Source organism: Azospirillum brasilense, assembly GCF_022023855.1.
GTDB lineage: Bacteria > Pseudomonadota > Alphaproteobacteria > Azospirillales > Azospirillaceae > Azospirillum > Azospirillum brasilense_F.
In genome coordinates, this window is record NZ_CP059451.1 from 531,144 (window position 1) to 553,128 (window position 21,985).

At 69.5% G+C, this 21,985-nt stretch carries 21 protein-coding genes; 20 read left to right on the forward strand and 1 reads right to left on the reverse strand.

Annotated elements, in window-relative coordinates:
• The first annotated feature begins 6 nt into the window (after positions 1 to 6).
• Genes H1Q64_RS25185 through H1Q64_RS25215 form a run of 7 tightly spaced genes read left to right on the forward strand, consistent with a single transcriptional unit; the run spans position 7 to position 7,873 of the window.
• Positions 7 to 981 (forward strand): alpha-ketoacid dehydrogenase subunit beta, encoded by a 975-nt coding sequence (locus H1Q64_RS25185; RefSeq protein WP_237906605.1) that lies wholly within the window; start codon positions 7 to 9, stop codon positions 979 to 981.
• 26 nt (positions 982 to 1,007) lie between these two features.
• On the forward strand, positions 1,008 to 1,796 hold the full coding sequence (locus tag H1Q64_RS25190) for an enoyl-CoA hydratase/isomerase family protein (RefSeq protein WP_237906606.1): 789 nt from the start codon (positions 1,008 to 1,010) through the stop codon (positions 1,794 to 1,796).
• 2 nt (positions 1,797 to 1,798) lie between these two features.
• Entirely contained in the window at positions 1,799 to 3,046 is a 1,248-nt protein-coding gene (locus H1Q64_RS25195) for a dihydrolipoamide acetyltransferase family protein (RefSeq protein ID WP_330874587.1), read from the forward strand.
• 18 nt (positions 3,047 to 3,064) lie between these two features.
• Entirely contained in the window at positions 3,065 to 4,237 is a 1,173-nt protein-coding gene (locus H1Q64_RS25200; RefSeq protein WP_237906608.1) for an acyl-CoA dehydrogenase family protein, read from the forward strand.
• A 50-nt stretch (positions 4,238 to 4,287) separates the two neighbouring features.
• On the forward strand, positions 4,288 to 5,802 hold the full coding sequence (locus tag H1Q64_RS25205; RefSeq protein WP_237906609.1) for an AMP-binding protein: 1,515 nt from the start codon (positions 4,288 to 4,290) through the stop codon (positions 5,800 to 5,802).
• Entirely contained in the window at positions 5,799 to 7,205 is a 1,407-nt protein-coding gene (locus tag H1Q64_RS25210; protein ID WP_237906610.1) for an MmgE/PrpD family protein, read from the forward strand. Before H1Q64_RS25205 ends, H1Q64_RS25210 begins: the two co-directional genes overlap by 4 nt.
• A gap of 29 nt (positions 7,206 to 7,234) precedes the next feature.
• Positions 7,235 to 7,873 carry a TetR/AcrR family transcriptional regulator gene (locus H1Q64_RS25215; protein WP_237907195.1) on the forward strand — a complete coding sequence of 213 codons (639 nt, stop codon included), beginning with the start codon at positions 7,235 to 7,237 and terminating at the stop codon, positions 7,871 to 7,873.
• A 34-nt stretch (positions 7,874 to 7,907) separates the two neighbouring features.
• Here H1Q64_RS25215 and H1Q64_RS25220 read toward each other — a convergent pair whose 3' ends face one another.
• The gene (locus H1Q64_RS25220; protein ID WP_237906611.1) at positions 7,908 to 8,846 is read right to left on the reverse strand and encodes a LysR substrate-binding domain-containing protein; all 939 of its coding nucleotides are present in this window, start codon (positions 8,844 to 8,846) and stop codon (positions 7,908 to 7,910) included.
• Positions 8,847 to 9,071: 225 nt separating this feature from the next.
• Here H1Q64_RS25220 and H1Q64_RS25225 point away from each other — a divergent pair, with 225 nt between their 5' ends.
• The 13 genes from H1Q64_RS25225 (at position 9,072) to H1Q64_RS25285 (ending at position 21,983) form a co-directional block, all read left to right on the forward strand.
• Positions 9,072 to 9,821: an SDR family NAD(P)-dependent oxidoreductase gene (locus tag H1Q64_RS25225; RefSeq protein ID WP_237906612.1), complete on the forward strand. Its 750-nt coding sequence runs from the start codon at positions 9,072 to 9,074 to the stop codon at positions 9,819 to 9,821.
• Positions 9,822 to 9,846: 25 nt separating this feature from the next.
• Entirely contained in the window at positions 9,847 to 10,692 is an 846-nt protein-coding gene (locus tag H1Q64_RS25230; protein WP_237906613.1) for a transketolase, read from the forward strand.
• Positions 10,689 to 11,717 (forward strand): transketolase family protein, encoded by a 1,029-nt coding sequence (locus tag H1Q64_RS25235; protein WP_237906614.1) that lies wholly within the window; start codon positions 10,689 to 10,691, stop codon positions 11,715 to 11,717. The genes H1Q64_RS25230 and H1Q64_RS25235 overlap by 4 nt, the downstream gene beginning before the upstream one ends.
• Before the next feature lie 120 nt (positions 11,718 to 11,837).
• Positions 11,838 to 12,893, forward strand: a complete 1,056-nt coding sequence (locus tag H1Q64_RS25240) for a TRAP transporter substrate-binding protein (RefSeq protein ID WP_237906615.1) — start codon at positions 11,838 to 11,840, stop codon at positions 12,891 to 12,893.
• A 114-nt stretch (positions 12,894 to 13,007) separates the two neighbouring features.
• On the forward strand, positions 13,008 to 14,897 hold the full coding sequence (locus H1Q64_RS25245) for a TRAP transporter large permease subunit (RefSeq protein WP_237906616.1): 1,890 nt from the start codon (positions 13,008 to 13,010) through the stop codon (positions 14,895 to 14,897).
• A gap of 85 nt (positions 14,898 to 14,982) precedes the next feature.
• Entirely contained in the window at positions 14,983 to 15,867 is an 885-nt protein-coding gene (locus tag H1Q64_RS25250) for an NAD(P)-dependent oxidoreductase (RefSeq protein ID WP_237906617.1), read from the forward strand.
• A 326-nt stretch (positions 15,868 to 16,193) separates the two neighbouring features.
• Entirely contained in the window at positions 16,194 to 17,492 is a 1,299-nt protein-coding gene (locus tag H1Q64_RS25255; RefSeq protein WP_237906618.1) for an alanine racemase, read from the forward strand.
• Positions 17,493 to 17,513: 21 nt separating this feature from the next.
• Positions 17,514 to 18,182: an amino acid ABC transporter permease gene (locus tag H1Q64_RS25260; RefSeq protein WP_237906619.1), complete on the forward strand. Its 669-nt coding sequence runs from the start codon at positions 17,514 to 17,516 to the stop codon at positions 18,180 to 18,182.
• A gap of 14 nt (positions 18,183 to 18,196) precedes the next feature.
• Positions 18,197 to 18,847, forward strand: coding sequence for an amino acid ABC transporter permease (locus tag H1Q64_RS25265; RefSeq protein WP_237906620.1), 651 nt, complete (start codon positions 18,197 to 18,199; stop codon positions 18,845 to 18,847).
• Positions 18,834 to 19,562, forward strand: coding sequence for an amino acid ABC transporter ATP-binding protein (locus tag H1Q64_RS25270; RefSeq protein ID WP_119509256.1), 729 nt, complete (start codon positions 18,834 to 18,836; stop codon positions 19,560 to 19,562). Before H1Q64_RS25265 ends, H1Q64_RS25270 begins: the two co-directional genes overlap by 14 nt.
• 85 nt (positions 19,563 to 19,647) lie before the next feature.
• Entirely contained in the window at positions 19,648 to 20,451 is an 804-nt protein-coding gene (locus H1Q64_RS25275) for a transporter substrate-binding domain-containing protein (RefSeq protein ID WP_237906621.1), read from the forward strand.
• A gap of 35 nt (positions 20,452 to 20,486) precedes the next feature.
• Positions 20,487 to 20,831, forward strand: coding sequence for a RidA family protein (locus tag H1Q64_RS25280; protein WP_237906622.1), 345 nt, complete (start codon positions 20,487 to 20,489; stop codon positions 20,829 to 20,831).
• Between the two features lie 105 nt (positions 20,832 to 20,936).
• Positions 20,937 to 21,983: a succinylglutamate desuccinylase/aspartoacylase domain-containing protein gene (locus H1Q64_RS25285; RefSeq protein WP_237906623.1), complete on the forward strand. Its 1,047-nt coding sequence runs from the start codon at positions 20,937 to 20,939 to the stop codon at positions 21,981 to 21,983.
• Positions 21,984 to 21,985 lie beyond the last annotated feature (2 nt).

Consider the following 21,985-nt stretch of genomic DNA (forward strand, 5'->3'; position numbering starts at 1 on the left):
CCGCCGATGCCGAAGCCTTTGCGCTATGTGAACGCCGTCGCCCAGGCCCTCAACGACGCGATGGCCGCCGACCCCGCCGTGATGCTGATGGGCGAGGACGTGGCCGCCGCTGGCGGGCCGTTCAAGGCGACCCGCGGCCTGCTCGACGCCCACGGGCCGGAGCGGGTGCGCGACACCCCGATCTCCGAAGCCTCCCTGGTCGGCGCCGCCGTCGGGGCCGCGCTGACCGGTATGAAGCCGGTGGTCGAGATCATGTTCATGGATTTCGTGACGCTCGCCATGGACGCCGTTGTGAACCAAGCCGCCAAGGCCCGCTTCATGTTCGGCGGGCAGTGCAGCGTGCCGATGGTGCTGCGCACGCCGCACGGCGGCGGGCTGAACGCCGGGCCGCAGCATTCGCAGTGCCTGGAGGCGTGGTTCGCCCACATCCCCGGCCTGCGCGTCGTCTGCCCGGCCACCGTCGCCGATGCCTACAGCCTGCTGCGCGCCGCCATCGAGGCCCCCGACCCCGTCGTCGTCGTCGAGAACAAGGCGCTCTACGCGCTTCAGGGCGACATCGACGTGAACGCCCCGCGCGAAGTCGGCAAGGCGCGACTCGACCGGGCGGGCCGTGACGCCACCATCGTCACCTACGGCGCCACACTCTACGCCGCCCGCGCCGCCGCCGACCGGCTGGCCGCCGAGGGCATCGAGGCGGAAATCGTCGACCTGCGCTGGATTCAGCCCTGGGACGAGGAGGCCGTCTTCGCCTCCGTCGCCAAGACCCACCGGGTGGTCATCGCGCACGAGGCGGTGCAGGCCTTCGGCGTCGGGGCGGAGATCGCCGCGCGCATCGCGTCGGACGCCTTCGACGACCTCGACGCCCCGGTGCTGCGGGTCGGCGCGCCCTTCATGCCCATCGCCTTCGCCAAGACCCTCGAAGCGGCCTATCTGCCCGACGCCGACCGGATCGTCGCGGCGGTCAAGAGCACGCTCGCCTGATACCGACCCACGGGAGGACACACACCATGACGGAAGAAAGCCCCATCCTCACCAGCCGCGACGGCGCCGTGGGCCTGATCACCATCAACCGCCCGGCGACTCTCAACGCGCTCGACGTGCCGACCCTGCTGGAGCTGGAACGGGCGCTGGGCGAGCTGGAGACCGACGACGGCGTGCACGTCATCGTCGTCACCGGGGCGGGCGAGCGCGCCTTCGTGGCCGGCGGCGATATCGCCGACCTCGACAGCCGCCAGGGCCTCGCCCACTATCTCGACTTCGCGGAGATCGTGCACCGGGTGTTCCGCCGGTTCGAGACCTGCGACAAGCCGACCATCGCCGCCGTCAACGGCTGGGCGCTCGGCGGCGGGACCGAGCTGGTGCTGTCGCTCGACATCCGCATCGCCGCCGACAGCGCGAAGTTCGGCCTGCCGGAAATCAACCTCGGCCTGTTCCCCGGCGCCGGCGGCACCCAGCGCATCCTGCGCCAGGTTCCGCCTTGCCGGGCGCGCGAGCTGGTCTTCACCGGCGACCAGTTCACCGCCGCGGAGGCGGTCGCCTGGGGATTGGTCAACCGCGCCGTCCCCAAGGCCGAGCTGATGGCCGAGGCGATGGCCACCGCCCACAAGATCGCCGCCAAGTCGCCGCTGATCCTGAAGCTGACCAAGCGCACGCTGCGCCACGGGGCGGAGATGCCGCTCGGCGCCTCGCTGGCCTATGAGCAGGCGATGATCGGGCTGGTGCTCGACAGCCAGGACGCGCACGAGGGCTGCCGCGCCTTCCTGGAGAAGCGCAAGGCCGCCTTCACGGGGCAATGACCATGGTCCGCGAACTGGTGATGCCCAAGCTGGGGCTGACGATGACCGAGGGGGTGCTCGCCGAATGGCGGGTGTCTCCCGGCCAGCCCTTCCGCAGCGGCGACGTGCTGCTCGTCGTCGAAACCGACAAGATCGCCTCGGAGGTCGAGGCCGACAGCGACGGCGTGCTGATCGAGACGACCATCCCGGCCGGCGAGACGGTGGCCGTCGGCACCCCGATCGCCCGCTGGTCCGCCGATGGCGCGGGCGCCGCCCCCGCTCCGGAACCGGCGGAGGCGTCCGCCGCAAAGGCCGCCCCGACACCCGTCGCCGCCAATGCCCGTTCCCTGCCCGCCCCCGTCCGCAGCAACGGGGAGCGCATCCTGTCGACACCGCTCGCCCGCCGCCGCGCCGAGGGGCTTGGCGTCGATCTCGGGACGGTGGCCGGCAGCGGCCCGCGTGGTCGCATCAAGGTCGCCGACGTCGATGCGGCGGCCCAAATGCGGCCAGCGCTTCAACCAGCGCCCCAACCCGAGCTCCAGGCGCCGAAGATCGACGCTCCCGTCGCGGAACGCTCGAAGCCCACCACCCTGCAGGCGACCGTCGCCCGTCGTCTGACCGCCGCCAAGCGCGACGTGCCGCACTTCTATCTCGCCGCGGAGGCCGAGGTGACGGAGCTGGCCGCCCTGCGCGACCGGCTGAACGCCGACACCGAGTCCGGGCTTCCGCGGATTTCGATGACCCATCTGGTGCTGGCCGCGGTCGGGCGGGCGCTTGCCGCCATGCCGGAGATGGACCGGGTGTGGGACGACGAGCCTCCCGGCGGCGCGATCCTCGCCCTTGGCCGCGGCGACATCGGCATGGCGGTGGACACGCCGCGCGGGCTGGTCGCCCCGGTGCTGCGCGGGGCGGCGACCCTGCCGCTCGACCGGCTGGCGGCGGAGGCCGCGTCGCTGACCCGCCGCGCCCGCGACGGGCGCCTGACGGAGGAGGACTTCCAGGGCGGCGCCATCACCGTGTCGAACGCCGGCATGCACAACGTCACCTACATGACCTCGATCATCAATCCCGGCCAGTCGAGCATCCTCGGCGTCGGCAGTGTCCGCTCCGTCTTCCGTCCCGACGAGGCGGGGGCCCCGGTGCTGAAGCGCGAGCTCGGCCTCGTCCTGTCGGCGGATCACCGGCTGTTCGACGGCGTGACCGCCCTGGCCTTCCTCAACCGCATCATCGCCGGGCTGGAGCGGCCGTTGCGCCTGCTTCGCGCCGCCTGACCCAAGGAACGATTCCCCATGGACTTCCAGCTTTCCGAAGAACAGCGCCTGATGATCGAGACGGCGTCGCGCGTCGGCGCCGAATTCGGTCCCGACTATTGGCGCGAGCAGGACGCGAAGAAGAGTTTCCCGACCGAGGCCTGGGCCGGCATCTGCGAATCCGGCCTCGGCGGCGTCTCCCTGCCCGAGGAATATGGCGGCTCCGGCCTCGGCATGCTCGACATGGCGCTGGTGGTGGAAGCGCTGTCGGCGGCCGGCGGCGGCTCGACGCTGGCCCAGCTCTTCATGATCAACCCGATCTTCGGTGGCGTGGCGCTGGCGAAGTTCGGCACCAAGGCGCAGAAGGACGCCATGCTGCCCGCCCTGATCCAGGGCAAGCTGAACTTCTGTATGGCGCTGACCGAGCCGAACGCCGGCTCCAATAGCCTGGAGATCCGGACCTTCGCCCACGCCGACGGTCAGGGCTGGCGGCTGAAGGGCCAGAAGATCTGGATCACCGGCGTGCCCGACGCGCAGAAGATGCTGGTGGTCGCCCGCACCACCCGGCTTGAGGAGGCGGGCCGACGCACCGCCGGAATCAGCCTGTTCCTGATCGATGTCGACCGCGAGGGCCTCAGCCACCAGCCGATCGAGAAGGTTGGCACCAACACGCTGGCCTCCAGCACCGTCTATTTCGACGACGTGCGGATCGAGCCGGACGAGCTGATCGGCACGCTCGACGGCGGCTGGCACCAGCTTCTCGATGTGCTGAACACCGAGCGCATCGTCACCACCGCCGGTCTGGTCGGCGCCGGCAGCCTCGCCATCCGGCTGGCGGTGGATTACGCCAAGGACCGCAAGGTCTTCGGCGACAAGCCGGTGGCCGCCTACCAGGGCGTCCAGTTCCCGCTCGCCCAGGCCCACGCCGAGCTGCAATGCGCCCGGCTGATGAATCTGAAGGCGGCGTCCCTCTGCGACACGGGCCTGCCCTACGGCAGCGAGGCCAACATCGCCAAGCTGATCGCGGCGCAGGCGGCGTCCCACGCCATCGAGCGGTCGATGCAGGCGATGGGCGGCATGGGCTATGCCAAGGAATACCATGTCGAGCGGCTGTGGCGCGACGCAAGGCTGTTCCGCTTCGCCCCGGTGTCGGAAGAGATGGTGCTGAACTTCATCGCCATGCACGATCTCGGCATGCCGAAATCCTACTGAGCGGAACCGGCGGGCAACGCCGGACGCACATCCCGAGGGAGGGGATACCCGTGGTCAATCTGAGCGCCTTCATCCGGTTCCACGCGCTGCGCACGCCGGACCGGCTGGCGCTGGTCTATGGCGACCAGCGCATCAGCTACGCCGACTTCCTCGACCGCATCGGGCGCATGGCCGCCTTCCTCCACCGGCGCGGCGTGCGCGAGGGCGACGTGGTGGCGGTGGTGATGAAGAACAGCGCCGCCTTCCTGGAGATCGCCTTCGCTGCCAGCCACCTCGGCGCGGTGTTCCTGCCGATCAATTACCGGCTGGCCGCCCCCGAGGTCGCCTTCATCACCGGCAACGCCGGGGCGACACTGGTCTTCGCCGACACCGAGCTGGCGGCGGCGGTGAAGGACGACCCGCGCGCCGTTCTGGTCGACGCGGCGGCGCAGGCGGACGGGCGGGTTCTGGCCGGTACGGAGGGACCGGTGCCGCCGATGCGGGTGCGCGGCTCGCAAGACCTGTTCCGGCTGATGTACACGTCGGGCACCACCGACCATCCCAAGGGGGTCATGCATTCCTACGAGAACTTCTATTGGAAATGCATGGACCATGTGACGGCGCTGGGGCTGACGGCGGAGGACCGGCTGCTCGCGGTCGGGCCGCTGTACCATGTCGGCGCCTTCGACCTGCCGGGCCTCGCGGTGCTGTGGCTGGGCGGGACGATCTGCGTCCTGCGCGACTTCGACCCGGACACGGCCCTCGCCGCGATCGAGCGCGAGCGACTGACCGGCGCTTGGTTCGCCCCGGTGATGGTCGGGCGCATCCTGTCCCACCCGGAGCGCGGGCGCTACGACGTCTCCAGCCTGAAATGGGCGATCGGCGGCGGCGAGCGCACGCCGGAGCAGCGCATCCGCGACTTCACCGGCCTGTTCGCCAACGCCCGCTACATCGACGGCTATGGCCTGACCGAGAGCTGTTCGGGCGACACGCTGATGGAGGCCGGGCGCGAGATCGAGAAGATCGGCTCGACGGGCCGGGCGCTCGCCCATGTGGAGATCGACATCCGCGACGATGCCGGCACCTCCCTGCCCACCGGGGAAATCGGCGAGATCTGCCTGCGTGGCCCGAAGGTCACCAAGGGCTACTGGAGGGACCCGGAGAAGACGGCGCGCAGCTTCTACGGCGACTGGTTCCGCACCGGCGACGTCGGCTATCTCGACGCCGACGGCTTCCTGTTCCTGACCGACCGCAAGAAGGACATGATCATCAGCGGCGGCGAAAACATCGCCTCCTCGGAGATCGAACGGGTCGTCTTTCTGCTGCCCCAGGTCGTCGAGGTCGCCGTTATCGCCGTCCCCGACGAGCGCTGGGGCGAGGTGCCCGCGGCGGTCGTGGTGCTGAAGGAAGGCGAGAGCCTCGACGCCGAGACGCTGGAGCAGCACTGCCGCCGGCACCTTGCCGGCTTCAAGATCCCCAAGCGCCTGCTGCTGCGCGAGGCGCTGCCGCGCAACCCGTCCGGCAAGGTGCTGAAGCGCGTGCTGCGCGACGAACTGGCCCCCGCCCAACCGGAGGACACCCCATGACCGCTCCCTACGATACCCTGGCGGCGTCCATCGCCCGCTTCATCGCCGGCCTGACCTTGGACAACCTGCCGCCCGACGTGGTGGAGAAGGCGCGGGTCTGCCTGCTGAACGGCTACGGCATCGCGCTCGGCGGGCACGGCACGCCCTACGCCCCGGTGGCACGGACGGCGGCGCTAGCCCTGCATGGGGAACATTCCGGTGGCGTTACCATGCTGGGGGATGGACGACGGACCAGCGTTCCCGGCGCGGCGCTGGCAGGCTCCCCCCTGTTCCATGGCCGGGCGCAGGAGGACACCTGCGGCGCCGCCCACATCGGCGCCGTTCTGATCCCGCTGCTGACCGCGCTGGTCGAGGCCGGGGACGGCCCGGTCGAACGGCTGCTGCCGGCCCTGGTCGCTGGCTACGAGGCGGGCGGGTTGCTGGAGAACGCCTTTTCGCCGCTGACCACGCCCGCCGGTCTTCGCGCCTCGCCGCTTTACGGCACATTGGCCGCCGCCGCCGGGGCGGCGTACCTGCTCGGCCTGCCGGAGGAGCGCATCGCGGCGGCGTTCGCCAACGCCGCCTCCTTCACCGGCGGCATCCTGCAATCCTTCGACGACGGCACCGACGAGTGGCGCTATCAGGTCGGCGTCGCCGCCGTGAACGGGTTGACGGCGGCGCGGCTGGCGGCGGCGGGCTCGGTCTCCGCCCCCCGCGCCTTCGAAGGCCGCACCGGCTTCGTCCGCGCCTTCGCCCGCACCGGCTGCGACCCTGCGGAACTGGCGGCCCGGCTGGGTCGCGACTGGTCGATCCACCGCGTCACCTTCAAGCCCTACCCGGTCTGCGCCTTCAACCAGACCCCGGTCACCGCGGCGCTCGCCCTGCGCGGCGAGGTGGCGGGCCGGGCCATCCGGTCGGTGACCGTGCGCATGAACCCGTTCGAGACCGGCTATGCCGGCATGGATTCGAAGGGGCCGTTCACCAGCATCTCCGGCACGCTGATGAGCATCCCCTTCTGCATCGCGCTGACCCTGCTGCGCGGCGTGCCGACCATGGAGACGATGACCCGCTACGACGACGGCGCGGTCAACGCCCTGGTCGAACGCGTCGACCTCGTCCCCGACGAGGGCGTGCGGCGGCTGTGCTGCGCCATCGAGGTGGTGCTGGAGGACGGCACGGCGCTGACCCGCCGCCAGGACATGACGACCGACGACTTCTCACTGCCCTGGGAGGCGGTGAGCGCGCTGGTCCGCCGCATCGGGGACGAAACCGGGGTACCCGCCGACGCCTATGACCGGATCGAGCGTTTCGCCCGCGCCCTGCCCGACGCGGCGATCGGCGACGTGCTGGAGGCGTTCGGGCGGCTTCCCGATCACCCGCATCAGGCGTCGGTTTCTCTCGTCAAAGGCGTGGGGAACGGCTAAATCCGGGACGGAGAGGGAGATTGCAGGCGATGGCGGCGATGGGGCGGACGGCGGGAAAGAAGACGCGGGTGCAACGGTCGGAAGAGGTCCGCGACGCCCTGTTCCAGGCCGCCGCCGAGGTGGTGGGGGAATACGGTTACATCGACGCCTCGATCACCCGGATCACCCAGCGGGCGAACCTGGCGCAGGGCACCTTCTACAACTACTTCGCCTCGCGGCAGGAAATCTTCGACGAGCTGCTTCCGGTGCTGGGCGCCAAGATGCTGGCCCACATCCGCCAGCAGGCCAGCGGCGCCAGAACCTTTCTGGAGAAGGAGGAACAATCGTTCCGGGCCTTCTTCTCCTTCCTCAAGCGCATGCCCTATTTCCTGCGCATCCTCAACGAAGCGGAGATTTTCGCACCCAAGGCCCACCGCCAGCACTTCCACAACATCACCGGCGGCTACATGCGCTTCCTGCGCAGCGCCCGCAAGAACGGCGAGATCGCCAACCTCGGCGACGAGGCGCTGGAGCCGCTGGTCTACATGCTGATCGCCACGCGGGGCTATCTCGCCTTGCGCTACACCGACGAGGACGGCGTCGTCAATCTGCCGGAAGAGGCCGTTCAGATGTACCTTCAACTGCTCTCCAAGGGCCTTCTGAACAAGGAACCGGGTGCGCCGTCGTAAAGACCGCACCGCAACGGCCGTGGGCCGGGCGGCCTTACGCGCTCCTGTTCAGTGACGACAGGAACTCGTCCTCCCACTGCCGCCCCGCCTCCAACTCGCTGAACAGCCATTCGCGGAACAGCCGGATCTTGGGAAGGTTGGCGGTCGACTTCAGCGTGACGAAGCCATGCCCCTGCGCCCGCAGGCCGCGGGTCGGGAAAGGGATGATGAGCCGGCCCGACAGCAGTTCCTGCCGGGCCAGCAGCAGGCTGTCCAGGCACACGCCCATGCCGTTCGCCGCGGCGTTGATCGCCATGAAGGAGCGGTCGAAGCGCAGGCCGCGCTCCATGTCCAGCTCGACGCCGCGGTGCCGGTTCGCCCAGTCGCGCCAGCCGACGATGTTGATTTCCGAATGGATCAGGATGTGGCGGCTGATGTCCGACGGCTTGCGGATCGGGTTCAGCCCGTTTGCGAGCGCCGGGGAGCACATCGGCACGATGACGTCGTCGGGAAACAGCTCCAGCACGCAGCCGGCCGGCGGCGGGCCGGGGTTGTAGCGGATGTCCACGTCGACCGCCCCCGTCGTCAGGTCGATGGGCGAGACCGACGCCCGCAGGCGGATGTCGATGGCGGGATGGATCTCCTTCACCCGTCCCAGCCGCGGCATCAGCCACTGCGCGGCGAAGCTGGGCATCGAGCGCACGGTCAGGATCGTGGTGCCGCTGCCCGTCGTCGTGACGTTGCGGGTCGCCGTGTCGATGCGGGCGAAGGCGGCGATGATCTCCGCGGCGTAGGTCCGCCCGTCGTCGGTCAGCGCGACCGACCGGTGGACGCGGTGGAACAGCCGCAGGCCGAGCTGCTCCTCCAGAATCTTCACCTGATGGCTGATCGCCGAGGGCGTCAGGCCGAGATCCTCCGCCGCCGTTGCGAAGGAACCGAGCCGCGCCGCCGCCTCAAAGGCTTGCAAAGCCTTGATGGAAATCCGTTTCCGCATCGCATCATATTCATGAATTCAATTCAGCATTCAGCAATCTTATTCGTTTGTCGAATTCATCTCAAGACCATAGGATTGTTGCAACGATCGGAGGTACGAACCATCCGTCCTCCGCACCGAAAAATCATCAAAACCGAGCGCAAACGACGCTCCGCCGCGGCATCCCCAGGGCCGCCACGCCCACGGCCGTCATGGCGGAGCCAGCTTCGAACAAAGGGAGCGAGCATGTTGCTGTCCAACAAGGTGTGCGTGATCACCGGAGCGGCGTCGCGCCGCGGCATCGGCTTGGCCACGGCGCGGCTGTTCGCGCTGCACGGCGGGCGGGCGATCATCCTGGACCTCGACGGCGGTCAGGCCGCCGAAGCCGCCGCCGAGCTGGGCGAGGCGCACCGCGGCATCGCCTGCGACGTGACCGACAAGACCGCCTGCGTCAACGCCGCCGCCCGCGTGGTCGAGGAGTTCGGCCGCATCGACGTGCTGGTCAACAACGCCGGCATCACCCAGCCGCTGAAGTTCATGGACATCGAGCCGAAGAACTACGAGGCGGTGACCGACGTCAGCCTGCGCGGCACGCTCTACATGAGCCAGGCGGTTGTCCCGCACATGCGCGCCCAGAAGTCCGGCTCCATCGTCTGCATCTCCTCGGTGTCGGCGCAGCGCGGCGGCGGCATCTTCGGCGGTCCGCACTACAGTGCCGCGAAGGCCGGCGTTCTCGGTCTCGCCAAGGCGATGGCGCGGGAGCTGGGTCCGGACAACGTCCGCGTCAACTCCGTCACCCCCGGCCTGATCCAGACCGACATCACCGGCGGCAAGCTGACGCCCGAGCTGCGGGCGGACATCCTCAAGGGCATCCCGCTGAACCGCCTGGGCGACGCCGAGGACGTGGCGCGCTCCTGCCTCTTCCTGGCGTCGGAGCTGTCGTCCTACGTCACGGGCGCCACGCTCGACGTCAACGGCGGAATGCTGATCCACTGACCCTGAAACGCTGGAGACGACTCCCGTGGACACCACCCAACTGGGCCACAACGTTCCCCTGACCGAACGCGCCTATCGCATCCGCCGCAACGCCGTTCTGATGGGCGAGGTGCAGGGCCAGGGCTACATCGGGCAGGCCCTGGACATCGCCGACGTGCTGGCCGTGTCCTACTTCCACGCCATGCGCTACCGGCAGGAGGACCCGCACTGGGAAGGCCGCGACCGCTTCCTGCTGTCCAACGGCCACTACGCCATCGCGCTCTACGCCGCCCTGATCGAGGCCGGCATCGTCCCGGCCGAGGAGCTGGAGACCTACGGCAGCGACGACAGCCGCCTTCCGATGTCGGGCATGGCCGCCTACACGCCGGGCATGGAGATGTCGGGCGGCTCGCTCGGCCTCGGCCTCAGCATCGCGGTCGGCATCGCCCTCGGCCTGAAGCGCAAGGCGTCGGACAACCGCGTCTACACGCTCTTCTCCGACGGCGAGCTGGACGAGGGCTCGGTCTGGGAGGCCATCATGTCGGCGGCCCATTACAAGCTCGACAACCTGATCGGCATCGTCGACGTCAACAACCAGCAGGCCGACGGCCCCTCCACCCAGGTGATGGCCTTCGAGCCGCTGGTCGACAAGCTGGAGGCCTTCGGCTGGTTCGTCCAGCGGGTGGACGGCAACGACATGGACGTCGTGGTCGCCGCCTTCGACGCCGCCCGCGACCATCCGGAGCCCAAGCCCCGCATGATCGTCTGCGACACCAAGATGGGCAAGGGCGTGCCCTTCCTCGAAGCCCGCGAAAAGAATCACTTCATCCGCGTGGACGCGCACGAGTGGAAGCTCGCCCTCGACGCGCTGGACGCCGGGAGGACCGCATGAGCACCGCCACCGCCTCTGCCGCCACCACCGCTTCTGCCGCCGCCAAGCCGCGCCTGAAGACCTCCGCCATGATCGCCTCGATCGCGGGCGAAGGGCAGCGCACCAAGCCCGCCCCCTTCGGCCACGCGCTGGTCGAGCTGGCGAAGGCCCGTCCGGAGATCGTCGGCCTCACCGCCGATCTGGCGAAATACACCGACCTGCACATCTTCGCCCAGGCCAACCCGGACCGTTTCTACCAGATGGGCATGGCCGAGCAGCTGCTGATGGGCGCGGCGTCCGGTCTGGCGCACGAGGGCTTCATGCCCTTCGTCACCACCTACGCGGTCTTCGCCTCGCGCCGGGCCTACGACTTCGTGCACCAGACGATCGCGGAGGAGAACCGCAACGTCAAGATCGCCTGCGCCCTGCCGGGCCTGACCTCGGGCTATGGACCCAGCCATCAGGCGGCGGAGGATCTGGCCCTGATGCGCGCCATGCCGAACATGGTGGTCATCGACCCCTGCGACGCCCATGAGATCGAGCAGGCGGTGCCCGCCATGGCCGCCCACCAGGGGCCGGTCTACATGCGCCTGCTGCGCGGCAACGTCCCGCTGGTGCTCGACGAGTACGACTATACGTTCGAACTCGGCAAGGCGAAGCGGCTGCGCGACGGCGCCGACGTGCTGGTCATCTCCTCCGGCATCATGACGATGCGGGCGCTGGAGGTGGCGAAGGCCCTGGAGGCCGACAAGGTCGGCGTCGCCGTGCTGCACGTCCCGACCATCAAGCCGCTCGACACCGAGACCATCCTGGCCGAGGCCGGGCGCAGCGGGCGCATGGTCGTCGTCGCCGAGAACCACACCGTCATCGGCGGTCTGGGCGAGGCGGTGGCCGGCACGCTGCTGCGCGCCGGGGTCGTTCCCAGCGCCTTCCGCCAGATCGGCCTGCCCGACGAGTTCCTGAAGGCCGGCGCCCTGCCGACGCTGCACGACCTCTACGGCATTTCCACCGACGCCATGGTAACCAGCATCAAGGGGTGGCTGTAAGCCGCCCCCAACCCCCGTCGCTCACCCCACCCCGGCTGTCGCAGAAGCGAGGACACCGAAGAACCGCGCCGCGCCCGTTCCCGATACGCTGAACGACAAAAGACCACAGGAGAGGAAACAATGGACAAGAAGCCGCCCCAAACCCCCGCTCACTCGACCCTGGGCCTTCTTCGCCCGAGCCGCCGCGCCGTTCTGGCCGCCGCCGCCGCCGTGCCGCTGGTGACCATCCTGAAGCGCCCGGCCAACGCCGCCGAGTTCCAGTTCAAATACGCCACCGGCCAGGACCCGACCCACCCGGTCAACATCCGCGCGCAGGAGGCCATCGACCGCATCCGTGAGGCGACGTCCGGCCGGCTCGACATCAAGCTGTTCCCCGCCAACCAACTCGGCAGCGACACCGACCTGCTGGGGCAGGTGCGCAACGGCGGCGTGGAGATCTTCAACCTCTCCTCGCTGATCCTCGCCACCTTCGTCCCGCTGTCCGGCATCACCAGCATGGGCTTCGCCTTCAAGGACTACGACGCGGTCTGGCAGGCGATGGACGGCGAGCTGGGCAAGCATGTCCGGGCGGAGATCGCCAAGACCCCGATCATGACGCTCAGCAAGATCTGGGACAACGGCTTCCGCCACGTCACTTCCTCCACCCGCGTCATCAAGACGCCGGAGGACATCAAGGGCTTCAAGATGCGGGTGCCGCCGGCGCCGGCCCTGACCTCGCTGTTCAAGGCGATCGACGCCGCGCCCGCGCCGATCAACTTCAACGAACTCTACTCCGCCCTTCAGACCACCGTCGTGGAGGGACAGGAGAACCCGCTGGCGATCATCGCCACCGCCCGCCTGTACGAGGTGCAGAAGTCCTGCAGCCTGACCGGCCATGTCTGGGACGGCTATTGGGTGCTCGGCAACAAGCGCGCCTTCGCCCGTCTGCCCGCCGACATCCAGGCCATCGTCAGCCGCGAACTGGACCGTTCGGCGGACGACCAGCGGGCCGACATCGCGGCGCTCACCGAATCGCTGCAGAAGGACCTGTCCGCCAAGGGACTGACCTTCCACACCATCGACCGCGAACCGTTCCGCAAGGTGCTCGCCGGGACGAACTTCTACGCTGAGTGGAAAGGGAAGTACGGGGCCACCGCCTGGGATCTGCTTGAGAAGGTGACCGGCAAGCTGGGCTGACGCGGTCCGCCGACGCGGCCGACCTCCCGGTTCCTCGAAGGCCCCGCGGGGCCGGCCGCTTCCCCATCACCGATCGTCCCCACCACCGATCGTCCATGCGAAGGGCTGGTTACCATGAACACTCCCGTCAACACGGCGGACGCCGCCGTTCACGGCGCCGGGCGGCCATCGGGCGCCGGCACCGGCTGGCTTGACCGGCTGGACCGCGGCATCGGGCTGCTGGTCGAGACGCCGGCGGCACTGCTGGTGCTCGCCGAGGTCGGCGTCCTGCTGGTCGGCGTCATCTGGCGCTACCTCCTGCACAGCCCGATCATCTGGTCGGACGAGCTGGCCTCCATCCTGTTCCTCTGGCTCGCCATGTTCGGCTCGGTCGTGGCGCTGCGCCGGGGCGAGCACATGCGGATGACCGCGATCGTCGGCATGCTCCGGCCCCGCACCCAGGCGTTCCTCGACGTGGTGGCGATCACCGCGGCGCTGGCCTTCCTGCTGCTGATGGCCGAGCCGGCCTACGAGTTCGCGGTGGAGGAGGTGTGGGTCACCACGCCGGCGCTGGACATTCCCAACTCCTGGCGGGCGAGCGCGCTGCCGGTGGGCTTCGTCCTGATGATCGCGGTGGCGCTGCTTCGGCTGGCGCGGCTGGGCCGCCCGTCCGACGTGCTGCGGGCGGTGGTGGCGGTCACGGCGGTGGTCGGCGTCATGGCGCTGGCGGCGCCGCTGTTTGCGGGGCTCGGCAACTACAACCTGCTGCTCTTCTTCGTGGTGGGCGTCGGCGCGATGGTGTTCCTTGGCCTGCCCATCGCCTTCGCCTTCGGTCTGGCGACCTTCGGCTATCTGGCGCTCGCCACCTCGACCCCGGCCATCGTCATGGTGGGCCGCATGGACGAGGGGATGAGCCACCTGATCCTGCTGTCGGTGCCGCTGTTCGTCTTCCTCGGGCAGCTCATCGAGATGACCGGCATGGCCCGCGCCATGGTCGGCTTCCTGGCCAGCCTGCTCGGCCATGTGCGCGGCGGCCTGTCCTACGTGCTGATCGGCGCCATGTACCTCGTCTCGGGCATTTCCGGCTCGAAGGCGGCGGACATGGCGGCGGTCGCCCCGGTTCTGTTCCCCGAGATGAAGGCGCGCGGCGCCAAGCCCGGCGACCTCGTCGCCCTGCTGTCGGCCACCGGCGCCCAGACCGAGACCATCCCGCCGTCGCTGGTCCTCATCACCATCGGATCGGTCACCGGCGTGTCCATCGCCGCCCTGTTCACCGGCGGCCTGCTGCCGGGCATCGTGCTGGGCGCCGCTCTGGCGGCTCTGGTCTGGTGGCGCTACCGCCACGAGGATCTGTCCCACGTCCGCCGCGCCAGCAAGGCGGAGGTCGGCAAGGCCTTCCTGATCGCGCTGCCGGCCATCGCGCTGCCCTTCATCATCCGCGCCGCGGTGATCGAGGGCGTCGCGACCGCGACCGAAGTGTCGACCATCGGCATCGTCTACGCGGTGGTCGCCGGCCTGCTGATCTACCGCCAGTTCGACTGGCGCCGCATCTACCCGATGCTGGTCGAGACGGCGTCGCTGTCCGGAGCGATCCTACTGATCATCGGGGCGGCCACCGGCATGGCCTGGGCGCTGACCCAGTCCGGTTTCTCCAGCTCGCTGGCCGAGGCGATGCGGGCCCTGCCGGGCGGGGTGCCGGTCTTCATCGTGGTGTCGATCATCGCCTTCATCATCCTGGGCAGCGTTCTGGAGGGCATCCCCGCCATCGTACTGTTCGGCCCGCTGCTGTTCCCCATCGCCCGCCAACTGGGGGTGCATGAGGTGCACTACGCGATGATCGTGATCCTGGCCATGGGCATCGGTCTGTTCGCCCCGCCCTTCGGCGTCGGCTACTACGCGGCCTGCGCCATCAGCCGGATCAACCCCGACGAAGGCATGAAGCCCATCATCGGTTATCTGGTGGCGCTGACCATCGGCCTGATCGTCGTCGCGGCGGTGCCCTGGATCTCCATCGGCTTCCTCTGATCCGCCTTCCGGCCCGGTCCCCCGATTTCCCAATGGGTGGATCGGGCCTTCCTCTCCTTCTTCCGTTCAGGAAAGTGATACGGCCATGACGACGGTGGGCTTTATCGGCCTCGGTTCCATGGGCATGCCGATGGCGTGCAACCTGCTGGCCCGCGGTTTCGCGCTGCGCGGTTTCGACGTGCGGCGCGAGAGCGTCGCCGCTCTGGAGGTCCGCGGCGGGCGGGGGGCGGACAGCGCCGCCGCCGCCGCCGAAGGGGCTGACGCCCTGGTCCTGATGGTGGTCAACGCCGCCCAGGCGGAATCCGTCCTGTTCGCCCAGGGCGCGCTGGACCGCCTGCCGGACGGCGCCACGGTGATCCTGATGGCGACCTGCCCGCCGGACGCCGTCGCCGCGCTGGCCGAGCGGGTCGAGGCGGCGGGACGGCGCTTCGTGGACGCCCCGGTGTCGGGCGGAACGGTCGGCGCGGTAGCCGGAACGCTGTCGATCATGGCGGCGGCCCCGGCCGCGGTGGTGGAGCGGGTGCGCCCGGTCCTGGCGGCGATGGGCGACAAGGTCTTCCACGTCGGTGAGGTGCCGGGGCAAGGCGCCACGGTGAAGACGGTCAACCAGCTGCTGTGCGGTGTCCACATTGCCGTGGTGGCGGAAGCCTTCTCGCTGGCCGCCAAAGCCGGCGTCGATCTGGCGGTCCTGCTGGAGATCATGAGCGGCTCCGCCGCGTCGAGCTGGATGCTGAAGGACCGCGGCCCGCGCATGCTGGAGGCCGAACCGGGCATCACCAGCGCCGTGGACATTTTCGTCAAGGACCTCGGCATCGTCCTGGAGGCCGGGCGCGGCGCCAAGGCCGCGCTGCCGCTGGCCGCCGTCGCCCACCAGATGTTCCTTTCCGCCTCCGGGCGCGGCGAGGGCGCGATGGACGACAGCCAGGTGATCCGCAGCTATCACCTTCTGAACGGTGTCACGCCGGGGTGAGGCGGGGCGTCGTCAAGAAACGACGGCGCTCCATTGGTCATGACGGTCTTCGCCCGGAATGCCGGCGGTTCACGCTGAACCGCCGGCATTCCGGGCGCATCAGGTCGCCGGGCTCCGCCTGGCGCTTTTTTCTTTCGGCACGACGACGACAGGGTCCGATGATGAAGGCCCCCGGTGCGCCTCGCGGCCGACAGAGCCGGGCAACGAAAAAGAAATCCACAAACCTAAATGACAACGTTGTCATTCACGCCTGACAGCGCTATGATAACGTTGTCATCGGGCGTTCATCGCCTCGCCCTCATCCGGCCGATCAGGATTGTCCCCTCATGAGCGTGTTTCTCGATGCCCTGCTCGACAGCAGTTTGGACGACAGCATCCGGGGGGTGCCGCCTGGGACGGCGCCGCTGCGGCTGCGTGATGTCGGCGCCTGGGGCTGGCGGCCGGCCGCGGGAGACATGGCGCTTCCGGTGCTGACGCTCGACGAGGATGCCTTCGCCGCCAACCGCGATCTGATCTTCGCTTATGCGCGCCGCCACGGCGTGGCGCTGGCGCCCCATGCCAAGACGCCGATGGCCCCGCAGATCGCCTCGGCGCTGGTGGAGGCCGGCGCCTGGGGCGCCACCGTCGCCAACCTGCAGCAGGCGGCCGTTCTGCTGCGCGCCGGCGTGACCCGGCTGATCCTCGCCAACGAGATCGGTGGCCGGGCCAGCGGCGAGCGGCTGGGAGCGCTGCTCGCCGCTCATCCCGACGCCGACCTGCGCGCCTTCGCCGACTCCCCCGCCGCGGTCGAGACGCTCGCCGCCGCGGCGCGTGCCGCCGGCCGCCCCCCCGAACATCCGTTGCCCGTCCTGGTCGAGGTCGGCGCCGGCCGCGCCGGCGCCCGCGACCGGGCGGCGGTGGACGCGATCCTCGCGGCGGTCGTCCGCCATCCGGGCCTGCTGGTCCTCGACGGCGTCGCCACCTACGAAGGAGCGGTCGCCACCGCCGATCCGGCCGAGACCGCCGCCAACATCGCCGCCCTGATGCTGCGCACGGCGGAGGCCTTCGCGCTGGTGCGCTCGCTGGCCCCGGAGCGGCCGCTGTTGCTCACCGCGGGCGGTTCCGCCTTCTTCGACATGGTGGTGACCGGACTGGCGCCGGTCGCCGCGACGGACGGCAACGCCACGCTGGTGCTGCGCAGCGGCGCCATCTTCTTCCACGACCACGGCGTCTACGAACGCGCTCTCGGCGCGCTCGACGCCCGGCAAGGGTTCGCCTGCGGCGGTGCCACGGCGGCCGATTTCCGCCCGGCTCTGCGCCTGTGGGCGGAGGTTCTGACCCGACCGGAACCGGAACTGGCCATCTGCGGCTTCGGCATGCGCGACGCCTCCTTCGACCAGGGCCTGCCCCGGCCACTGCGGGTTCACCGCGACGGCCGCGCGCTCTCCGCGGAGGGCTTGCGGGTGACCCGGCTGAACGACCAGCACGCCTTCCTCGCCGTGCCGGGCGGGCTTGATCTCGCGGTTGGCGACATCATCGAGTTCGGAATCTCGCACCCCTGCACCTGCATCGACCGCTGGCGGGTGCTGTTCGGCCTCGGCGCCGACGGGCGGGTCCGCAGCGCCTACCGCACCTTCTTCGGCTGATCCAAGGCGGCCAGACACGCCATGCAGACATTGAATTTCCAGCAACTCCTGCGCTACCAGGACCAGCTGATCGACGGCACGCTGCACACGCTGCTGCTGACCCTGGTCGCCGCGGTGATCGGCACCGCCATCGGCGTCGCCGGGGCGGCGGCGGTGCGCAGCGGGCCGCGCCCGGTGCGCTGGGCGATCCGCGGCTACGTTGAGCTGATCCGCAACACGCCATCGCTGATCCAGCTGTTCGTGGTCTTCTTCGTGCTGCCGGGCTTCGGCCTGCGGATGGGCGCCTTCGAGGCGGCGGCGATCGCGCTCGGCCTCTATTTCGGCGCCTATTGCACCGAGATCGTCCGCGCCGGGCTGGACGCCATTCCCGGCAGCCAGGTCGAGGCCGGCCAGTGCCTGGGGCTCACCCGCTGGCAGGTGTTCCGCCATGTTGTGCTGCCGCCGGCCCTGCGCAGCGTCTACCCCGCCTTCACCAGCCAGTTCGTCCTGCTGCTGCTCGGCACCTCGCTGGCCTCGCAGATCTCGGCGGAGGAGCTGTTCCACACCGGCGGCTTCATCGAGACGCGCACCTACCGCAGCTTCGAGGTCTATGCCGTGATCTGCGGCATCTACTTCGCCCTGGTGATGAGCTTCAAACTGCTGTTCGCCGCGGTGGGGCGCCTCGCCTTCCGCTGGCCGGTGCGGCGCTGACGGAGACACCGGCCATGCGTTCCTTTTCCCTCGCCGACTTCCTGTCGCTGCTCAGCGCGCTGCAATGGACGGGCGTCCTCGTCCTCATCGCGCTCGGCTTCGGCGCCCCGCTGGCGCTGGCGCTCGCCCTGATGCGGACCAGCGCCCGCCGCGCGCTGCGCTGGACCGCCACCGCCTTCCTCCAGATCGTCCAGGGCGTCCCGCTGCTCGGCCTGCTGATGTTCTTCTACTTCGGCATGCCGGTCTTCCTCGGCGTGGAGATGTCGCCTCTGGTCGCCGTCGGCATCGCCATGACCGTCTACACCGCCTCCTTCCTCGGCGAGATCTGGCGCGGCGGCATCGAGGCGGTGAAGCACGAGCAGTGGGAGGCCGCCGCCTGCCTCGGCCTGTCGACTTGGCACCAGTTCCGCTACGTCATCGCGCCGCAGGCCTTCCGCATGGCGCTGCCGCCGACCGTCGGCTTCCTCGTCCAGCTCATCAAGGGAACGTCGCTGGCCTCCATCGTCGGCTTCGTCGAACTCGCCCGCGCCGGCCAGCTGGTCAGCGCCGCCACCTTCCAGCCCCTGCTGGTCTACTCGATCGTCGCGGCGATCTACTTCGCCGCCTGCCTGCCCCTCACCCTGTGGGCGCGTTCCCTGGAGGCCCGTCTCAATGGCGCTCGTTGACATCAAGAACGTTACCAAGAGCTACGGTTCCATCGAGGTGCTCAAGGGGGTTTCGCTCAGCATCGACGAGGGCGAGATCGTCACCATCATCGGCAAGTCGGGCTCCGGCAAATCGACCCTGCTGCGCTGCATCAACGCGCTGGAGCGCATCGACGGCGGCGAGATCACGGTGGAGGGCCAGTCGGTGCGCACCGACATGCCGAACCTGCGCGGCTTCCGCCAGCGCGTCGGCATCGTCTTCCAGGCCTTCAACCTGTTCCCGCACCTGACGGTGGAACGCAACATCACGCTGGCCCCGATCCTCAACAAGCGGATCGCCAAGGCGGAGGGCCGGGCGCTGGCGCTCGACGTGCTGGCCCGCGTCGGACTGGCCGACAAGATCGACGCCTATCCGGCCCAGCTCTCGGGCGGGCAGCAGCAGCGCGTCGCCATCGCCCGCTGCCTCGCCATGGGACCGCAGCTGATGCTGTTCGACGAGGTGACCTCGGCCCTCGACCCGGAGTTGGTCGGCGAGGTGCTGAAGGTGATGGAGGACATGGCGCGGCAGGGCATGACGATGGTCCTGGTCACCCACGAGATGGGCTTCGCCCGCAACGTCGCCTCCAAGATCGTCTTCATGCACCAGGGTCGCGTCTGGGAGGAGGGTCCGCCGGCGGAACTCTTCGCCAACCCGCGCACCCCCGAACTGCGGAGCTTCATCGCCTCTGCGCGCTGATCCCATTCCCCCGAAACGGCCCCCGCATTCGCCTGCCAAGGTCAGGACAAGGGCCGGACAACGACCAGAACAGAGGAGCAATGTCGTGAGACTCTTCCGGACCCTTGCCGCCGCCGTGGCGGTCTGCGCCACCGTCGCCCTGTCCTCCGCCGCCCTGCCCTCCGCCGCGAAGGCGGATGCCCTGCAGAACGTCCTGTCGGCGGGCAAGCTGCGCGTCGGCGTGCTGCTGGACGCCGCCCCCTGGGGCTTCAAGGACGCCAAGGGCGAGGCCGCCGGCCTCGACATCGACCTTGCCAAGCTGATGGCCGCCGACATGGGCGTGAAACTGGATCTGGTCCAGGTGACCGGCGCCAACCGCATCCCCAGCCTGCTCGCCAACAAGGTGGACGTGCTGATCGCCGCCGCCGGCGCGACGCCGGAGCGCGCCCAGCAGGTGACCTTCTCCCAGCCCTATGCCGCGGTCAATCTCGGCGTCTACGGGCCGAAGGCGATGGCCACCGCCACCGATCCGGCCGAGCTGAAGGGCCATAGCATCGGCGTCGCCAAGGGCTCGACGCTCGACATCTGGCTGACCGACAACGCCCCCGGCGCCAAGCTGGTCCGTTTCGAGGACACCCCCGGCGCCATCGCCGCCTATCTGGCCGGCCAGGTCGAGACCTTCGCCGAGAACAGCGCCATCGCGCTGAAGGTCTCCGAGGACAATCCCGGTAAGGATGTCGAGCTGAAGTTCCTTATCCGCCAGTCGCCGGCCCATGTGGCCGTCCGCCACGGCGAACAGGATATGGTCAACTGGATCAACACCTTCCTGTTCTACAACCGCCTGAACGGCAAGCTGAGCGCCCTTCAGATGAAGTGGTTCAAGGAAAAGCAGACGCTTCCGCAGATGTAATCCGCCGTTCGGCATCGCAAGAGAGGTTCTATTCGATGATCACGAGGTTCCAGGTCGGTTCGCGCATGAGCCAGGCCGTCGTCTGCCAGGGCATGGTCCACATCGCGGGTCAGGTCGCCAACAACCGCACCGGCTCGATCCGGGAGCAGACCCGGGACGTGCTGGCGAAGATCGACGCCCTGTTGGAGGAGGCCGGCACCGACAAGTCCAAGCTGGTCGCCGTCAACGTCTTCCTGCCGCACATCACCGACTTCGACGCCATGAACGAAGTCTATGACGCCTGGATCGACCCCGCCAACCCACCGGCCCGCGCATGCACCGAGGCGCGGCTGGCCGATCCGGACCTGCGGGTCGAGATGACGGCCCTCGCCGCCCTCTGAAGGGCCTCTTAGGCGAACCGGAGGGCGCGCCGGGCAGCCGCTGCCCTGGCAAACGCTGTTAGGACGCCCCTCCGCCACAAGGTTTTTGGCCACAAGGTTTTTGGAATGCACACTGGCCTCTACCACGCGCTCGATTTCGCCGCCGACGGCAAGTCGCTGGATTTCCTCAGCATCCCGTTCTCGGTGGACCGCTCCCCCTACTATCAGGTGAAGGTCCCGGTCTGCCGCGTGCGCAACGGGGCTGGGCCGCGCGTGCTGCTGATGGCGGGCAACCATGGCGACGAGTACGAAGGCGAATTGCTGCTGGGCCGCCTGTTCCGCCGGCTCGACCCCGCGCGCATCCGCGGCGAGGTGACGATCCTACCGGCCACCAACGCGCCGGCCGTGATGGCGGCGCGGCGCCGCTCGCCGCTGGACGAGGGCAACCTCAACCGCGCCTTTCCCGGCGACCCCGCCGGAGCGCCGACCTTCCGGCTGGCGCATTTCCTCGAGCACGAGCTGTTTCCGCGCCATGACGTGGTGTTCGACCTCCATTCCGGCGGCACCTCCATGGCCCACCTGCCGTGCGCCCTGATCGAGCGGCAAGGCACGCCCGATCGGCTCGGCCGCGCCCTGGAGCTGATGCAGGCGCTGGGTATGCCCTACGGCTTCGTGGCGGAAAACGGCGCCACGGCCCCGACGTCGATGGCGGCCGCGGCGCGGGCCGGCGTCATCGGCATCAGCGGCGAGTTCGGCGGCGGCGGCACGGTGACGCCGGAGACCATGGCCTATACCGCCCGCGCGATCGACAACCTGCTGATCGCCGTCGGGTTGACCGATGCGCCGGTGCTCTCGCTCGCCGGGGCCGCCCCTGCCCCCATGCAATTGCCCATGCAACTGCTTCAGCTTGACAGCCACCGGCAGGCGATTTACGCGCTGCGGCGCGGCTGGTTCGAACCGGCGGTCGACATCGGGGCGCGGGTCGCCGCCGGTGACCTCGCCGGCTGGTTCCACGACCTGACGCGGCTCGACCAGCCGGAGGAGGAACTGCGCTTCCAGGAGGCGGGCATCGTCATCTCGCGGCGCCTGCACAGCGACAGCGAGGCCGGCGACTGCCTGATCCAGGTGGCGCGTCCGGTTGAGGAGGCGGGCATCCTGGCGCGCGCGGCCTGATC

What these genes read in the sequence shown, in the direction of transcription:
- H1Q64_RS25190 (WP_237906606.1), top strand. Translation starts at nt 1,008, where the DNA reads ATGACGGAAGAAAGCCCCATCCTCACCAGCCGCGACGGCGCCGTGGGC.
- H1Q64_RS25185 (WP_237906605.1), top strand. Translation starts at nt 7, where the DNA reads ATGCCGAAGCCTTTGCGCTATGTGAACGCCGTCGCCCAGGCCCTCAAC.
- H1Q64_RS25260 (WP_237906619.1), top strand. Translation starts at nt 17,514, where the DNA reads ATGCAGACATTGAATTTCCAGCAACTCCTGCGCTACCAGGACCAGCTG.
- H1Q64_RS25255 (WP_237906618.1), top strand. Translation starts at nt 16,194, where the DNA reads ATGAGCGTGTTTCTCGATGCCCTGCTCGACAGCAGTTTGGACGACAGC.
- H1Q64_RS25240 (WP_237906615.1), top strand. Translation starts at nt 11,838, where the DNA reads ATGGACAAGAAGCCGCCCCAAACCCCCGCTCACTCGACCCTGGGCCTT.
- H1Q64_RS25245 (WP_237906616.1), top strand. Translation starts at nt 13,008, where the DNA reads ATGAACACTCCCGTCAACACGGCGGACGCCGCCGTTCACGGCGCCGGG.
- H1Q64_RS25285 (WP_237906623.1), top strand. Translation starts at nt 20,937, where the DNA reads ATGCACACTGGCCTCTACCACGCGCTCGATTTCGCCGCCGACGGCAAG.
- H1Q64_RS25235 (WP_237906614.1), top strand. Translation starts at nt 10,689, where the DNA reads ATGAGCACCGCCACCGCCTCTGCCGCCACCACCGCTTCTGCCGCCGCC.
- H1Q64_RS25250 (WP_237906617.1), top strand. Translation starts at nt 14,983, where the DNA reads ATGACGACGGTGGGCTTTATCGGCCTCGGTTCCATGGGCATGCCGATG.
- H1Q64_RS25200 (WP_237906608.1), top strand. Translation starts at nt 3,065, where the DNA reads ATGGACTTCCAGCTTTCCGAAGAACAGCGCCTGATGATCGAGACGGCG.
- H1Q64_RS25210 (WP_237906610.1), top strand. Translation starts at nt 5,799, where the DNA reads ATGACCGCTCCCTACGATACCCTGGCGGCGTCCATCGCCCGCTTCATC.
- H1Q64_RS25225 (WP_237906612.1), top strand. Translation starts at nt 9,072, where the DNA reads ATGTTGCTGTCCAACAAGGTGTGCGTGATCACCGGAGCGGCGTCGCGC.
- H1Q64_RS25195 (WP_330874587.1), top strand. Translation starts at nt 1,799, where the DNA reads ATGGTCCGCGAACTGGTGATGCCCAAGCTGGGGCTGACGATGACCGAG.
- H1Q64_RS25215 (WP_237907195.1), top strand. Translation starts at nt 7,235, where the DNA reads ATGGCGGCGATGGGGCGGACGGCGGGAAAGAAGACGCGGGTGCAACGG.
- H1Q64_RS25265 (WP_237906620.1), top strand. Translation starts at nt 18,197, where the DNA reads ATGCGTTCCTTTTCCCTCGCCGACTTCCTGTCGCTGCTCAGCGCGCTG.
- H1Q64_RS25220 (WP_237906611.1), bottom strand. Translation starts at nt 8,846, where the DNA reads ATGCGGAAACGGATTTCCATCAAGGCTTTGCAAGCCTTTGAGGCGGCG.
- H1Q64_RS25280 (WP_237906622.1), top strand. Translation starts at nt 20,487, where the DNA reads ATGATCACGAGGTTCCAGGTCGGTTCGCGCATGAGCCAGGCCGTCGTC.
- H1Q64_RS25270 (WP_119509256.1), top strand. Translation starts at nt 18,834, where the DNA reads ATGGCGCTCGTTGACATCAAGAACGTTACCAAGAGCTACGGTTCCATC.